Annotated in this window: 14 protein-coding genes; all 14 read right to left on the bottom strand. The window is 70.9% G+C overall.

The genetic code is table 11. From position 1 onward, the window contains the following. Positions 1-13: 13 nt before the first annotated feature. Positions 14-1,129, bottom strand: a complete 1,116-nt coding sequence (locus IGS69_RS05120; protein ID WP_190897380.1) for an aminopeptidase P family protein — start codon at positions 1,127-1,129, stop codon at positions 14-16. Positions 1,130-1,303: 174 nt separating this feature from the next. Beyond that, the gene (locus IGS69_RS05125) at positions 1,304-2,161 is read right to left on the bottom strand and encodes a Pro-rich N-terminal domain-containing protein (protein WP_190897381.1); all 858 of its coding nucleotides are present in this window, start codon (positions 2,159-2,161) and stop codon (positions 1,304-1,306) included. Positions 2,162-2,325: 164 nt separating this feature from the next. Next, entirely contained in the window at positions 2,326-3,417 is a 1,092-nt protein-coding gene (gene aroB, locus IGS69_RS05130; RefSeq protein ID WP_190897382.1) for a 3-dehydroquinate synthase, read from the bottom strand. After that, positions 3,414-3,929: a shikimate kinase gene (locus IGS69_RS05135; RefSeq protein ID WP_190897383.1), complete on the bottom strand. Its 516-nt coding sequence runs from the start codon at positions 3,927-3,929 to the stop codon at positions 3,414-3,416. The genes aroB and IGS69_RS05135 overlap by 4 nt, the downstream gene beginning before the upstream one ends. Next, a complete protein-coding gene (aroC, locus tag IGS69_RS05140) occupies positions 3,926-5,110 on the bottom strand; it encodes a chorismate synthase (protein ID WP_190897384.1) in 1,185 nt (394 codons plus the stop codon). Before aroC ends, IGS69_RS05135 begins: the two co-directional genes overlap by 4 nt. A 141-nt stretch (positions 5,111-5,251) precedes the next feature. Beyond that, positions 5,252-5,668, bottom strand: coding sequence for a hypothetical protein (locus IGS69_RS05145; RefSeq protein ID WP_190897385.1), 417 nt, complete (start codon positions 5,666-5,668; stop codon positions 5,252-5,254). Positions 5,669-5,719: 51 nt separating this feature from the next. Continuing rightward, the gene (locus IGS69_RS05150; RefSeq protein ID WP_190897386.1) at positions 5,720-6,547 is read right to left on the bottom strand and encodes a shikimate dehydrogenase; all 828 of its coding nucleotides are present in this window, start codon (positions 6,545-6,547) and stop codon (positions 5,720-5,722) included. Between the two features lie 10 nt (positions 6,548-6,557). Continuing rightward, complete coding sequence (mltG, locus tag IGS69_RS05155) at positions 6,558-8,282, bottom strand: endolytic transglycosylase MltG (protein WP_190897387.1); 1,725 nt, start codon at positions 8,280-8,282, stop codon at positions 6,558-6,560. 121 nt (positions 8,283-8,403) lie between these two features. Beyond that, on the bottom strand, positions 8,404-8,868 hold the full coding sequence (gene ruvX, locus IGS69_RS05160; RefSeq protein WP_190897388.1) for a Holliday junction resolvase RuvX: 465 nt from the start codon (positions 8,866-8,868) through the stop codon (positions 8,404-8,406). A 17-nt stretch (positions 8,869-8,885) separates the two neighbouring features. Further along, positions 8,886-11,558: an alanine--tRNA ligase gene (gene alaS, locus IGS69_RS05165; RefSeq protein WP_190897389.1), complete on the bottom strand. Its 2,673-nt coding sequence runs from the start codon at positions 11,556-11,558 to the stop codon at positions 8,886-8,888. Further along, positions 11,558-11,911 (bottom strand): hypothetical protein, encoded by a 354-nt coding sequence (locus IGS69_RS05170; protein WP_031104242.1) that lies wholly within the window; start codon positions 11,909-11,911, stop codon positions 11,558-11,560. Before IGS69_RS05170 ends, alaS begins: the two co-directional genes overlap by 1 nt. A 9-nt stretch (positions 11,912-11,920) precedes the next feature. Continuing rightward, complete coding sequence (locus IGS69_RS05175; RefSeq protein ID WP_079128891.1) at positions 11,921-12,361, bottom strand: DUF948 domain-containing protein; 441 nt, start codon at positions 12,359-12,361, stop codon at positions 11,921-11,923. A 175-nt stretch (positions 12,362-12,536) separates the two neighbouring features. Further along, the gene (rpsD, locus tag IGS69_RS05180) at positions 12,537-13,151 is read right to left on the bottom strand and encodes a 30S ribosomal protein S4 (RefSeq protein ID WP_031104240.1); all 615 of its coding nucleotides are present in this window, start codon (positions 13,149-13,151) and stop codon (positions 12,537-12,539) included. 304 nt (positions 13,152-13,455) lie between these two features. Next, on the bottom strand, positions 13,456-14,808 hold the full coding sequence (locus IGS69_RS05185) for a replication-associated recombination protein A (RefSeq protein WP_190897390.1): 1,353 nt from the start codon (positions 14,806-14,808) through the stop codon (positions 13,456-13,458). Between the last annotated feature and the right edge of the window lie 30 nt (positions 14,809-14,838).

Raw genomic sequence — 14,838 nt, forward strand, 5'->3', positions numbered from 1 at the left:
CGCGCCTGCCTGGCTACAGGGCGAGCAGCTCCTTGGTCGTGATGGTGAGTAGCTCGGGTCCGCCGTCCGCCTCGGGGCGGACGACGAGCGTGTCATCGATCCGGACACCGCCCCGGCCCGGGAGGTGGACCCCCGGTTCGACGGTGACTGGCACGCAAGCGTCCAGTTTACCCATGGCCGCAGGACTCAATTGAGGGTCCTCGTCGATTTCGAGCCCTACGCCGTGTCCGGTCAGGACCGTCAGTCCCTCCGTGTACCCCGCGGAGTCGAGCACCTGACGGGCCGCGCGGTCGACGTCCCGGCAGGCGGCGCCGGGTACCAGGCTCTCACGCCCGGCCCGCTGGGCCGCGAAGACCAGGTCGTACAGCTCGATCTGCCAGTCCGCCGGAGCCGTGCCGATGACGAACGTGCGGCCGATCTCGCAGCGATAGCCGCGGTAGGTCGCGCCGAGGCAGACGGAGAGGAAGTCGCCCTCCTCGACCCGGCGGTCGGTGGGCCGGTGGCCGGGGCGGCCGGCGTTCGGCCCGGCGCCGACGGACGTCGGGAAGGCCGGCCCGTCCGCCCCGTGGTCCACGAGCCGTCTTTCGAGTTCCAGGGCGAGGTGACGCTCGGTGCGGCCGACCAGGATCGACTCCAGCAGTTCGCCGAGGGCCTGGTCGGCGATCTCGGCGCCGATGCGCAGGCAGGAGATCTCCTCCTCGTCCTTGACGACCCTGAGCTGCTCGACGGCGCTGCCGAGGCCCGCCAGGCGCAGCCCGGGGGCGACCGAGCCGAGGGCGCGGTGCCGGGCCACGGTGAGGTGGTGCTCCTCCACGGCGAGGGAGTCGGCGCCCTGATCCGCGGCGAGGCCGGCGGCCGCGACGGCCGGGTCACCACCGCCGACTCCGGGCAGGGTCTGGACGCGCAGGGCCTCGTCGAGGCGCTCCTGCGTGGGACGGTCGGCCGCCGCTCCGGCACTGACCAGGAGGTCGTGCTCCTCGGTCCTGCCCAGCAGCAGAACGGCGCCCTGCGGGGCGGCGCCCGCGAGGTAGCGCACATTGGCGGGGCGGGAGACCAGCGCCGCCGCGCTGCCGCCCGCGTTGCAGTATTCCCTCAGACGCGTCCGGCGGGCCGCGTACACCTCTGACATGACCCGAGCGTATGAGCTCCGCCGGTTTTGCGCCGGTTGAGGGCGGCTGAGTGGGCGGTGCCCTGGATGTCCGGGTGGGCAGGGGTGTCGCCCGGGGTTGTATGACGTCCGCGCGTGCGTGGGGGCTCGGCGCGCAGTTCCCCGCGCCCCCTTGGGGCGCGTACTAAGGGGTGCTCACCACTGGGGTGGGCTGGCGATGGACCTGGCCAGGACGTCGTCGAGAACCCTCGCCGTCTCCGGGACGCCCAACTGCGAGTTGTCGATGATCGGCAGGCCGGAGCCGTACCAGCCGGCCATGCGGCCGTGGATGCGGGCGACCTCCTCGTCGGACAGCCGTCGGTTGCCCGAGCGCTCCGCGTTGCGTTCCAGGACGATCTCCAGGCCCGGCAGGAGCACGACCGGCAGCAGGCCCGGCCCCACATGACGCTTCCAGCCGCCGAGGCCCACGACCGGGCGGTCGGGGAAGACCGCGTCGTCGAGGATGCACGAGATGCCGTTCGCCAGGAAGTTGCGCGCGGCGAAGCCGCAGGTGCGGCGGGCCAGGCGGTACTGCGCCTCGGAGTTGTCGTTCCACCCGGACTGGGGGTCGGCGAAGCCGGAGCGGACCCACTCGCGTACGTCGTCGAGGCTGATGTGGGCCGTGGGGACCCGGCGGTGGTCCGCCCAGTACTTGGCGACGCTGGTCTTGCCGGCACCCGCGGGGCCGATGAGCAGCACCGCGAGCGTCGTGCCGGCGAGGTCGGGGACGGTCGCGGCGGGCGGGGCCATCGGCATGGCGACCGGGCCGCCGGGCGGTAGCGGCACGTGCCCGGTGGTCTCCGGCGTGGGCGGGGCGGAAGCCGGTCCCGGTCCCGGTCCGGGCGGGGGCGCCGGATATCCGGGCGCCGGGGGCGGTGGGGGCACGGGCACGGGGCCCTGGTGCGCGCCCGCGTGCTGCGGGCCCGGGTGATGTGCGGCCGGCGACCAGCCCGTGGCCGGTCCGTGCCCCGGCTGATGGGGCGGCGGCAGCGGAGAACCCACTGCGTGCTGCATCCGGTGCCACTCCGTCTCGTACAGGCGATGGGCGCTGACAGCGGGGCGGAACCCGCTTGCTACCGAACGGTACCGCCCCCGGTCGTCGATGTGTGAACGGCCGGGGGCGGTCCGAAGTGCCCGGCCCCGTAAGGCGATTTCGGGCGGAAGGCGCGCCGGAGGACTTACTGCCCCACTTCGCCGTACGCGGCGAGCAGCACGGCCGGGTCGGGTCCCTCCAGGACGGTGGGCTTGGCCAGACCGTCGAGGACGATGAAGCGCAGCAGGTTGCCGCGCGACTTCTTGTCGACCTTCATGGTCTCCAGCAGCTTGGGCCACTGGTCGTACCGGTAGTGCAGGGGCAGCCCGACCGCTTCGAGGATCGTGCGGTGGCGGTCGGCCGTCGCGTCGTCCAACCGGCCCGCCAGGCGCCCCAGTTCGGCGGCGAAGTGCATGCCGACCGAGACCGCCGCGCCGTGGCGCCACTTGTAGCGCTCGTTCTTCTCGATGGCGTGGCCCAGCGTGTGGCCGTAGTTGAGGATCTCGCGCAGGCCCGACTCCTTGAGGTCGGACGACACGACGTCGGCCTTGACCCGGATGGAGCGCTCGATGAGCTCGGCCGTGTGCGGGCCGGCCGGGGTGCGGGCGCCCTGGACGTCGGACTCGATGAGGTCCAGGATCACCGGGTCGGCGATGAAGCCGGCCTTGATGACCTCGGCGAGGCCGGATACGTAGTCGTTGACCGGCAGGGAGTCCAGCGCGGCCAGGTCGCAGAGCACACCGGCGGGCGGGTGGAAGGCGCCGACGAGGTTCTTGCCCTCGGCGGTGTTGATGCCGGTCTTGCCGCCGACGGCCGCGTCCACCATGGCGAGCACGGTGGTGGGGATGGCGATCCAGCGCACCCCGCGCAGCCAGGTGGCCGCGACGAAGCCGGCCAGGTCGGTGGTCGCGCCGCCGCCGACGCCGACGATGACGTCGCTGCGCGTGAATCCGGACTGGCCGAGCGCCTTCCAGCAGTACGCGGCGACCTCGGCGGTCTTGGCCTCCTCCGCGTTGGGCACCTGGACGGCGACCACGTCGTAGCCCTGCTCGGCCAGGTCGGCGCGCAGCGCGTCACCGGTCTCGGCCAGCGCCTCGGGGTGGACGATCGCGACCCGCTGGGCCTTCTCGCCGATCAGCCCGCCGAGTTCACCCAGCAACTGCCGGCCCACCAGGACCTCGTACGGGTCGGTCCCCGCGGTGCCGCCGACCTGGATCCGCGTGACTGCCTCGCTCATGCTTTCTTCAACTCCAGTGCGTCCAGGGCGGCTTCGGTGACCTCTTCGGGGGTCCGGCCGTCGGTGGCGATCACGGCAGTGGCGACCCCCTCGTACAGGTGACGACGGGCCTCCATGAGCTCGCGCCACTGCTTGCGCGGGTTGACCGCGAGCAGCGGGCGGGCCGTGTTGAGGCCGGTGCGCTTGACCGCCTCCTCGACGTCCATCGACAGGTACGCCACGCGCTGCCCGGCGAGCAGGGCGCGCGTGTCGGTGTCGAGGATCGCTCCGCCGCCCAGGGCCAGGATGCCGTCGTGCTCGCCGAGCGCCCGCCGCACGGCCGCCTTCTCGATCGCCCGGAAGGCGGACTCGCCCTCGTCGACGAAGATCTCGGCGATGGTCCGGCCCTGCTCGGCGACGATGTCGTCGTCGGTGTCCCGGTAGGAGACGCCGAGCCGCTCGGCCAGCAGCTGTCCGACGGTGGACTTGCCCACGCCCATCGGACCGACCAGGACGACCAGCGGGCCGCTCATCGGATGGCGAGGTTGTCGAGGTACGACGTCACGTTGCGGCGCGTCTCGGCCACCGAGTCGCCGCCGAACTTCTCCGCCACCGCGTCCGCGAGCACCAGGGCCACCATGGCCTCGGCGACGATGCCGGCAGCCGGGACCGCGGACACGTCGGAGCGCTGGTGGTGGGCCTGCGTGGCCTCACCGGTGGTGACGTCCACGGTCCGCAGGGCGCGCGGCACGGTCGCGATCGGCTTCATCGCGGCACGCACGCGCAGCAGCTCACCGGTGGTCAGGCCGCCCTCGGTGCCGCCGGAGCGGCCGGTGGTGCGGCGGATGCCGTCGTCGGTCTTCACGATCTCGTCGTGCGCCTTGGAGCCGGGCACCCGCGCCAGTTCGAAGCCGTCACCGATCTCGACGCCCTTGATCGCCTGGATGCCCATGAGGGCACCGGCCAGGCGGGCGTCCAGCTTGCGGTCCCAGTGCACGTGCGAACCGAGGCCGACGGGCACGCCGTACGCCAGGATCTCGACCACGCCGCCGAGGGTGTCGCCGTCCTTGTGGGCCTGGTCGATCTCCGCGACCATCGCCTTCGAGGCGTCCGCGTCCAGGCACCGCACCGGGTCCGCGTCCAGCCTCTCGACATCGGCCGGGGTCGGGTGGACGCCCCGCGGGGCCTTCGCCGCCGCCAGCTCCACCACATGCGACACGATCTCGACGCCGGTGGTCTCCTTCAGGTACGACCGGGCCACGGCGCCCAGGGCGACGCGCGCGGCCGTCTCACGCGCCGAGGCACGCTCCAGGATCGGCCGGGCCTCGTCGAAGCCGTACTTCTGCATGCCCGCCAGGTCGGCGTGGCCGGGCCGGGGCCGGGTCAGCGGGGCGTTGCGGGCGAGCCCGTCGAGGATCTCCGGGTCGACCGGGTCGGCGGCCATGACCTGTTCCCACTTGGGCCACTCGGTGTTCCCGACCATGATCGCGACCGGGGAGCCGAGGGTCAGGCCGTGCCGGACGCCGCCGAGGAAGGTGACCTCGTCACGCTCGAACTTCATCCGGGCACCGCGCCCATAGCCCAGGCGCCGCCTCGCGAGATGGTCCGCCACCATGTCCGTGGTGATCGGCACGCCGGCGGGAAGACCCTCCAGCGTCGCCACGAGTGCGGGACCGTGGGACTCCCCCGCGGTCAGCCAGCGCAACCTGCTCAACGGTGCTCCTCAGTGCTCGCGCTCTGGTACTGCCCTGCGTACGCGCCTCGTCGCGTACGGCGACGGCGGGCCCGGGTGCGCGGCCCGGTCCGCCACCTCCGATCCTCCCACGCCGGGGCCGCTCGCCCGGCGGCCGGTCCATCAAGCGGACGCGTTCGCGGACGGGCCGTCGCCCTGACGCTGCTGCGGCGCGTACGCCCCGAGGAAGTCGGCACCGCTCGGCTGCTGTGCGGGCTCGGCCTGCCGCTGCGGGGCGTACGCCCCCAGGTGGTCGGCCCCGCTGCCCTGCTGCCGGTCGGGCTGTGTCTGCTGCGGCGCGTACTGGCCGAGGTAGTCCGCACCGCGCCCCTGCCCGTACTGGGCGGCGGCATGGACCGGCTGCCCGGTGCGCACGGCGCGCCGGTGGGCGATCTTGCGCTTGATCTTGACGACCCAGGACGCCACCACCGCGAGCACGATCAGGGCGAGCACCGTGATCTGCACCCAGTCGGGCAGGAATCCCAGGAGGGACTCGAATATCTGGGACTTGACGGATGCCTGAGGCAGGCCTGCGGACATGACGGACGTTCCCCTCCCCTGTTCCGCCCCCTGCGGAACCGAGAGCGGATCTTAGCGGGCCGCGAGAGCCCGCTCGCCCGCTTTTCGCATGGCGTCCAGGGGTGCCGGTGCCCGCCCCGTCATCTGCTCGACCTGGAGCACCGCCTGGTGCACCAGCAGGTCGAGGCCGCTGACGACGGCACCGCCGTACGCCGACCAGCGGGCGGCGAGGTCGGTCGGCCAGGGGTCGTAGAGGACGTCGAAGAGGGCCGCCGGGCGCTCCGGCACGGACCGGGCGAGGGCGTCGGTGACACCGGCCGGCGTCGTGCTGATCACCAGGGGGGCGTGCAGGGCCTCCTCGGCGTCGGCCCAGTCGGCGATCCGGACGGCGACGTCGAGCCGCTCGGCCCACTGCCGCATCTCGGTGGCCCGGGCCTCGCTGCGCACGTACACGGCGATCTCGCCCGGGCAGATCCGGGACAGCGCGGCCAGCGCGGAGGAGGCGGTGGCACCCGCGCCGAGGACGGCGGCGGCGTCGACGTTGTCGATGCCGTGCTCACGCAGCGCGGCCACCATGCCGGGGATGTCGGTGTTGTCGCCGATCCGGCGACCGTCGTCGGTGCGGACGACGGTGTTGACGGCGTCGACCGAGGCGGCGGTCTCGCTGATCTCGTCGAGCAGCGGGATCACGGCCCGCTTCAGCGGCATGGTCAGCGAGAGCCCGGCCCACTCGGGGCCGAGCGTCTCGAAGAACGCGGGCAGACCGGACTCGCCGACCTCGAACCTGTCGTACGTCCAGCCGGCCAGGCCCAACTCCTGGTAGGCGGTGCGGTGCAGGACCGGGGAGAGGGAGTGGGCGATCGGGGAGCCGAGTACGGCGGCCCGGCGTGGTGCGGCCATCAGGGTGTCCTCAGTTGTTCCGCGAGGCGTTGAACTGGTCGACCAGCTTCTGGTGTTCGGCGTTCGTCTTCGTGAACTTGCTGGTCTTGCCGTCGAGCGAGATGAAGTAGTACCAGCCGTCGTCCGTCGGCTTGAGGGCGCCCTTGATCGCGTCCTCGCCCGGGTTGTCGATCGGACCGGGCGGCAGGCCCTTGTGGAAGTACGTGTTGTACGGGTTGTCGTAGTTCCGCAGTTCGCTCAGGCTCAGGTCGATCTTGCTCTGGTTCTTGATGTAGTTGTAGGTGGAGTCGAACTCCAGCATGCCGTTGGTCTGCGGGTTGCCGGGCTTCATCCGGTTGTAGACGACCTCGGCCATCTTGCGGAAGTCGCTGTGGCTCGTGCCCTCGGCCTGGACCAGGCTTGCGATGGTGACCAGTTGCCACGGGTCCTCGAGTCCGAGGCTCGCGGCCTTCTTCTCGATGCCGAGCTTCTCGTACGTCGTGGTGGCCCTCTTGACCATCTGCTTCAGAACGTCCTCGGGCTTCTGCCCCTCGCTGACGCCGTAGCTGGAGGGGTAGAGGAAGCCTTCCAGCGGATCCTTGACGTTTGCGTGGTTCTGCGCCCAGGCAGGCAGACCGAGCTGCTTGTAGTCCTTCTTGGCCACGGCGGCAGTGGTGCCTTCCTTGACCTTGAGGCGCTTGTCGATGAGCCGGTAGATGTCGGCGTTGCGCCGGCCCTCGGCGATGATCAGGTTGTCGCGGCTCTTCGGACTGAGCATCAGTTCGACCGCGCTCGCGGCCGACATTTGCTTCTGCAGCGTGTACACGCCGTCCTGGATGCCCTTGCCGTTCGGGTTGTCCTCCTGGGCGGCGACGAACGCGTCGACGCTCTTGACGACCCCCGCGCTCTTCAGCACCTGGCCGATCTTGTAGCCGAGGGCTCCCTCGGGGATCTCGACGGACACCTGCTGCCCGTTTCCGTCACCCGCGAAGTCCGGGGCGTCGCCGAAACGATCCTGGTAGAACTGGTAGCCGAAGTAGCTGACGCCTGCCAGGCCGCCGCCGAGGATCACGACGACCAGCAGACAGGCCATGCCGTTGCGGCGCTTCTTCGGTTTGCCGCCGCCGCGCCCCCGCTTGTCCTCGCGCCCGCGGCGCTCCCCCGGGTCGTCGTCGTCATCGTCGTCGCCCGCGAAGAAGGCGTGCTCGCCCTGATCGGGGCCGGGATCCCAGTCGGTCACCGGTTCCTGGGCGGGCTCCTGAGCGGGCGGGACCCCTCGCCGGCCGGGCGGCTCCGGGGGCGGATACGCGTCGGGGGTGCCGTAGTAGTCCTGCTGGCCCCCGCCGTACGCCCCGGTCTGCTGCCCGTACGGGTCCGACGGGTCGCCGGGGTAGGAGACCTGCTGGTGCGGGTCGTTCACCCAGCCGCCGGTGTCGTACTGCTGCTGGTGGTAGCCCTGAGCCTGCTGGTGTCCGGGGTCCTGCCGGCCGGGGTACTGCTGATGGCCGTGGGCCTGTGCCGCGTAGTGCTGGTCGTACGGGTACTGCTGCTGCGCCTGACCGTATCCGGCCTGGTCACCCGTGCCCCAGTCGCCGTACTGCGGCTGCTGCGGCTGCTCTGGATAGTGCTGCGGCTGGCCGCCGTAGGGGGGCTGCTGACCCTGATGGGCCTGCTGCCCGCCCCATCCGCCGTCCCCGTACAACGGGTCCTCCGGATGCCACGGTTCGGAGCCTTGGCCCCGGCCATACTCAGTCATCGATCCCCTAGAGCCGCGAGGCGGCGGTCGCGCGGCTTCCGGCCCGGCTCCCGTCCCGCCTCTTGCTGTGCGGTGGCTGTTCGAATGCCGCCGCATCGCGCGGAACGTTACCGTATCGCGATCAGATGACCACTTCGACGCCTTCGCCGGGTGCTTTACCTGACACCCGTTCGGATTCGAGGGCTTGTTGCAGGATGACCACGGCCGCCGCCTGGTCGATGACGGACCGGCCCTTCTTGGATTTCACGCCCGAGGCGCGCAGTCCCTGGCTGGCCGTGACCGTCGTCATGCGCTCGTCGACGAGCCTCACCGGAACCGGTGAGATCATGCGGGCCAGGTCCTGGGTGAAGCCCCGGACCTTGACCGCGGCCGGGCCCTCGCCCCCCTTGAGGGAGCGCGGGAGACCGACCACGACCTCGAGGGGCTCGTACTCCTCGACGAGTTGCTTCAACCGTCTCTGAGCTGCCGGGATGTCACGCCCCGGGACCGTCTCCACCGGGGTGGCGAGGATCCCGTCGGGGTCGCACGAGGCGACCCCGATGCGGGCGTCCCCGACGTCGATCGCGAGTCGACGTCCTCTGCGCATGCTGTCCGACCCGTCTCTTACTTGGCCGTCTCGGCGACCAGACGCTCCACGGCGTCCACGGCGTCACCGATGGCGGCCGGGTTCTGGCCGCCGCCCTGGGCGACGTCCGGCTTGCCGCCACCGCCGCCGCCGAGGGTCTTGGCGGCCGTACGGACCAGTTCGCCGGCCTTCAGGCCGCGCTCGCGGGCGGCCTCGTTGGTGGCGATGACCGTGAGCGGCTTGCCGTTCGCCACCGTGAACAGGGCGACCACGGCGGCCCGCCCGCCCTGGATGCGTCCGCGCACGTCGAGGACCAGCTTGCGCAGGTCGTCGGCGGTCGTGCCGTCCGGGACCTGACCGGTCACGACAGCAACGCCACGGATGTCCTTGGCCGACTCGGCGAGACCGGCGGCGGCCTGGAGGACCTTCTCGGCGCGGAACTTCTCGATCTCCTTCTCGGCGTCCTTCAGCTTGCCGAGCATGGCGGAGACCTTCTCGGGGAGCTCCTCCGGGCGGCCCTTGATCAGCTCCTGGAGCTGGGCGACGACCGTGTGCTCCCGGGCGAGGAAGTTGTAGGCGTCCACGCCGACCAGGGCCTCGATCCGGCGGACACCGGAGCCGATGGAGGATTCGCCGAGCAGTTTGACCAGACCGAGCTGGGCGGTGTTGTGCACGTGGGTGCCGCCGCACAGCTCCTTGGAGAAGTCGCCGATGGTGACCACGCGGACGCGCTCGCCGTACTTCTCGCCGAACTCGGCGATGGCGCCCTGCTTCTTCGCCTCGTCGATGCCCATGACGTCGGCGCGGACGTCGAGGTCACGGGCGAGCACCTCGTTGATCTTCTGCTCGACGTCGGTCATCACGGCCGTCGGCACGGCGGACGGGGAGCCGAAGTCGAAGCGGAAGCGGCCGGGCTGGTTCTCGGAACCGGCCTGGGCGGCCGTCGGGCCGAGGGCGTCGCGCAGGGCCTGGTGGGTCAGGTGCGTGGCCGAGTGGGCGCGGGCGATGGCCTTGCGGCGGCGGTCGTCGATCGAGGCGTGGGCCTTGGCGCCCACGGTGACCTCGCCGACCTGGACGACGCCCTTGTGGACGTAGACCCCGGGGACCGGCTTCTGGCAGTCGCGGATCTCGATGACGGCACCGGTGTCGACCTTGATGCGGCCGGTGTCGCCGATCTGGCCACCGCCCTCGGCGTAGAACGGGGTGCGGTCGAGGACGATCTCCACCTCGTCACCCTCGGTGGCGGCCGGGGAGGAGGCGCCGTCGACGAGGATGCCGACGATCGTGGACTCGGACTCGGTGTCGGTGTAGCCGATGAAGTCGGTGGCACCGGCCTGGTCGGCGATCTCACGGTAGGCACCGGCTCCGGCGTGCCCGGTCTTCTTGGCCTGGGCGTCGGCCTTGGCGCGCTCCCGCTGCTCCTTCATCAGGCGCCGGAAGCCGTCCTCGTCCACGGAGAGGCCCTGCTCGGCGGCCATCTCCAGGGTGAGGTCGATCGGGAAGCCCCAGGTGTCGTGGAGCAGGAAGGCCTTGTCCCCGGGCAGGACGCTGCCGCCGGCGGCCTTGGTGTCGCTGACGGCCGTGTCGAGGATGTTGGTGCCGGCCTTCAGCGTCTTGAGGAAGGCGTTCTCCTCGGCGAGGGCGACCTTCTCGATGCGCTCGCGGTCGGTGATGAGCTCGGGGTACTGCTGGCCCATCATCTCGATCACAGTGTCGACCAGGTCCTTCACGACCGGACCGGTGGCGCCGAGCAGGCGCATGTTGCGGATGGCGCGGCGCATGATGCGGCGCAGCACGTAGCCGCGGCCCTCGTTGCCGGGGGTGACGCCGTCGCCGATGAGCATCACCGAGGTACGCATGTGGTCGGTGACCACGCGCAGGGAGACGTCCGAGTCGTGGGCGTCGCCGTAGGCCACGCCGGTCAGCTCGGTGGCCTTCTTGATGACGGCCATCGAGGTGTCGATCTCGTACATGTTCTGCACGCCCTGCAGAATCATGGCGAGGCGCTCGAGGCCGAGGCCCGTGTCGATGTTCTTGCTGGGGAGCTCGCCGAGGATCTCGAAGTTGTCCTTGCCGATGCCCTCGCCCCGCACGTACTGCATGAAGACGAGGTTCCAGATCTCCACGTACCGCTCGTCGTTGACGGCGGGGCCGCCCTCGACGCCGAACTCGGGGCCGCGGTCGTAGTTGATCTCGGAACACGGGCCGCAGGGGCCGGGGACGCCCATGGACCAGAAGTTGTCCTTCATGCCGAGGCGCTGGATGCGCTCCTTCGGCACACCGATGACCTCGTGCCAGATGCGCTCGGCCTCGTCGTCGTCCTTGTAGACGGTGATCCACAGGCGCTCGGGGTCGAGGCCGTAACCGCCCTTGTCCTGGGCGCTGGTGAGCAGCTCCCAAGCGTACTTGATGGCGCCTTCCTTGAAGTAGTCGCCGAAGGAGAAGTTGCCGCACATCTGGAAGAAGGTGCCGTGCCGGGTGGTCTTGCCGACCTCTTCGATGTCGGGCGTGCGCACGCACTTCTGCACGCTGGTGGCGCGGCTGAAGGGCGGCTTGACCTCACCCAGGAAGTAGGGCTTGAAGGGCACCATGCCGGCCGGGACGAGGAGCAGAGTCGGGTCGTCCGCGATGAGCGACGCCGAAGGGACGACGGTGTGACCGCGCTCCTCGAAGAAGCTCAACCAGCGGCGGCGAATCTCAGCCGACTCCATCAGTGGTCCTCATTCCGGTTGTACGGGTACGTCTGGTACGTCGAACCCTCGACGTACTTCGGGTTGTTGCGGTTCTCGATGGCGATGTGACGCCGGGGTGCGGGGAGCTCGGGATTCTCATTGATTCCGAGGGCGTCGCCCAGTTCGGCCTCCCGCACGGCCATGTTGTCCCGGACGTCGAGCGCGAAGCCCACGGCACGGTCCTTGATGCGGTGACCGGCCTCGATCGCCTTGTTCCCGGCGGTTCTGGCGAGGCTCTCGGGGGTCAGCTGCTTCAGCTTGCGATTGACCTTGGTGGTGGCCCACACACCGGCGGCGACGCCCGTGGTGAACCAGAAGGTGCGGCGGAACATCGCTGGCTCTCAGTCCCTCTTCCCTCGGGCGCTGCGCCGGGTGACCGTGCGGCCCACGATCACGGTACGCCTGGACGCCTTGGCGGGCACGTCCTCCTTGCGGCCGCCCAGGGCCCGGCGCACGCCGTAGCCGAAGGCCGCGACCTTGACCAGGGGGCCGCCGAAGGTGGAGGCGACGGTCGTCGACAGCGCCGAGGCGTTCGACGTGACCTCCTGGACGTCGGAGGCGATCGAGTCGACCCGGTCGATCTGGGTCTGCGCGGAGCGCACCGCCGCGGAGGCGTCGGCCAGCAGCGGGACGGCCTGGTCGGTCACGTCCGCCACGAGCTTGGTGGTCGCCTTGAGCGTCTGGGCCACCCTCGCCAGCGCGACGGCTAGGAAGGAGACCAGGATCGCCCAGAAGACGGCCACCAGGATCCCGGCAACCTCTCCACCGGACACTGTGTGCACCCGCTCCCTGAAACGTGCCTGAACATCAAAAAGTCGTGCGACGAGCCTATCGCGCCGGAGGTTGCGCTCCGTACCGGTTTCCCGCGCGGGAGCAGGGGAATCGCGAAGCCCGCCGGCTCGCCCACCCGGACGGGTGGGGAGACGACGGGCTGGGGTACCGCGTGCCTGCCGAGGATCAGCGGGCGTAGTACTCGACGACGAGCTGCTCGTCGCAGATCACCGGGATCTCCTTGCGGTTCGGCTCGCGGTCCAGGCGGAACGCCAGGCCCTTGAGGTTCACCTGGAGGTAGCGCGGGGTCTCACCGTCGGGGGCGAAGCCACCCTCACGAGCGATCGTGAAGAGGGTCTTCTCCTTGGAGCGCTCGCGGACCTGCACGACGTCGTCCGGACGGACACGGAAGGAGGGCTTGTCGACCTTCTTGCCGTTGACGGCGATGTGGCCGTGCACGACCATCTGGCGGGCCTGGTAGATCGTGCGGGCGATGCCCGAACGCAGGACCAGGGCGTCGAGACGGCGCTCGAGCTCGATGATCAGGGCCTCACCGGTCTTGCCCTGGACCTTGGAGGCACGCTCGTAGGCGCGGACGAGCTGGCGCTCGGACACGTCGTACTGCGCGCGCAGACGCTGCTTCTCGAGCAGACGGACCTTGTAGTCCGAGTTCTGCTTGCGGCCGCGGCCGTGCTCACCCGGCGGGTAGGGGCGGGCCTCGAAGTACTTGACGGCCTTCGGGGTCAGCGCGATGCCGAGGGCACGCGACTTCTTGACCTTGGGGCGGGACTGGTTCGCCACTGTTTTTCGCTTTCCTTGTATCGGCTTGTCAGGGTTGAGGGAGGTCGCATCCGCAGCCGGGGAAACCCGCCTGGGGCCCTGAGGGGCACCGGGTGGGCAGCCGCTCCCTGGTCTGGGCACATACGTGCAGCACGCGAGTGGCCCACCGACCGCTCCCGTCGTGCGACGGGTGGTGGTGGGCTGCCCGCGACACCGTTCGACGGTGCGCGACGCTCCTGGAGCCGGTCCCGGGGGACCGGGCTCCGGCCGACTGCCCCGTTCTGACTGCACGGGACGCGGCACTCCGGTCGAGTTTACAGGGTGCTCAGGACCGCTTTCGACCGAGGTTCTTCCGGGTCCACTCCACCGCGTCCGCGTAGCGGGCCTCCGCGCCGTGCCGGGTCGGCTCGTAGTACTCGCGGCCCTTCAGTTCGTCGGGGGCGTACTGCTGGGCCGCGATGCCCTCCGGCAGGTCGTGCGGATAGATGTAGCCCTGGCCGTGGCCGAGCTTGGTCGCGCCCTTGTAGTGGCTGTCGCGCAGGTGGGCGGGGACGGGTCCGGCCAGGCCCTTGCGGACATCCTCCAGGGCCGCGCCGATCGCGGTGGTCGCGGCGTTGGACTTGGGGGCCAGGGCGAGGGCGATCGTGGCGTGGCTGAGGGTGAGGGCGGCTTCGGGGAAGCCGATCATGGCGACGGCCTGCGCGGCGGCGACCGCCGTCTGCAGAGCGGTCGGGTCGGCCAGGCCGATGTCCTCGCTGGCGGAGATCATCAGGCGGCGGGCGATGAAGCGGGGGTCCTCGCCGGCCTCGATCATCCGGGCCAGGTAATGCAGGGCGGCGTCGACGTCGGAGCCGCGGATGGACTTGATCAGGGCGCTGGCCACGTCGTAGTGCTGGTCGCCGTCGCGGTCGTACTTCACGGCGGCCCGGTCGACCGTCTCCTCCAGGGTGGTCAGGCCGATCTCCGCCTCGCCCTTGTCGAGGGCGGCTCCGGCGGCCGCCTCCAGGGCGGTGAGGGCGCGGCGGGCGTCGCCGCCGGCGATGCGCAGGAGGTGGTCCTCGGTCTCCTCGGGGAGGGTGACGGCCTCCTTGAGGCCGCGCTCGTCGGTGAGGGCGCGGCGGATGAGGCTCCTGATGTCCTCGTCCGTGAGGGGTTCGAGGGTGAGCAGCAGGGAGCGGGACAGCAGGGGGGAGATCACCGAGAAGTACGGGTTCTCCGTCGTCGCCGCGATGAGCGTCACCCAGCGGTTCTCGACGGCCGGGAGCAGGGAGTCCTGCTGGGCCTTGCTGAAGCGGTGGATCTCGTCGAGGAAGAGGACGGTCTCCTTGCCGTAGCCGCCGGAGGCGCGGCGGGCGCCGTCGATGACCGCGCGGACCTCCTTGACGCCCGCGGTGATCGCGGACAGCTCCACGAAGCGGGCGTCGGTCGCCTTGGAGACGACGTAGGCCAGGGTGGTCTTGCCGGTGCCGGGCGGGCCCCAGAGGAGCACCGAGGAGGGGCCGGCCGGGCCGGACGCCTCCCCGACCAGTCTGCGCAGCGGTGAGCCCGGCTTCAGCAGATGCTGCTGCCCCACGACCTCGTCGAGGGTACGCGGGCGCATGCGCACGGCCAGGGGGCTGCTGGACGGCTCCTTCTCCTGGCGTTCTTCGGCTGCGGCAGTGAACAGGTCGGGCTCCACGTCAGAAACCCTAAATCACGGCACTGACAA

The organism is Streptomyces tuirus, from assembly GCF_014701095.1.
GTDB lineage: Bacteria > Actinomycetota > Actinomycetes > Streptomycetales > Streptomycetaceae > Streptomyces > Streptomyces tuirus.

Coding starts and splice junctions, on each gene's coding strand:
- mltG (WP_190897387.1), bottom strand. CDS start 8,282: ATGACTGAGTATGGCCGGGGCCAAGGCTCCGAACCGTGGCATCCGGAG.
- IGS69_RS05150 (WP_190897386.1), bottom strand. CDS start 6,547: ATGGCCGCACCACGCCGGGCCGCCGTACTCGGCTCCCCGATCGCCCAC.
- IGS69_RS05170 (WP_031104242.1), bottom strand. CDS start 11,911: ATGTTCCGCCGCACCTTCTGGTTCACCACGGGCGTCGCCGCCGGTGTG.
- IGS69_RS05145 (WP_190897385.1), bottom strand. CDS start 5,668: ATGTCCGCAGGCCTGCCTCAGGCATCCGTCAAGTCCCAGATATTCGAG.
- IGS69_RS05135 (WP_190897383.1), bottom strand. CDS start 3,929: ATGAGCGGCCCGCTGGTCGTCCTGGTCGGTCCGATGGGCGTGGGCAAG.
- alaS (WP_190897389.1), bottom strand. CDS start 11,558: ATGGAGTCGGCTGAGATTCGCCGCCGCTGGTTGAGCTTCTTCGAGGAG.
- IGS69_RS05120 (WP_190897380.1), bottom strand. CDS start 1,129: ATGTCAGAGGTGTACGCGGCCCGCCGGACGCGTCTGAGGGAATACTGC.
- aroB (WP_190897382.1), bottom strand. CDS start 3,417: ATGAGCGAGGCAGTCACGCGGATCCAGGTCGGCGGCACCGCGGGGACC.
- IGS69_RS05125 (WP_190897381.1), bottom strand. CDS start 2,161: ATGCAGCACGCAGTGGGTTCTCCGCTGCCGCCGCCCCATCAGCCGGGG.
- ruvX (WP_190897388.1), bottom strand. CDS start 8,868: ATGCGCAGAGGACGTCGACTCGCGATCGACGTCGGGGACGCCCGCATC.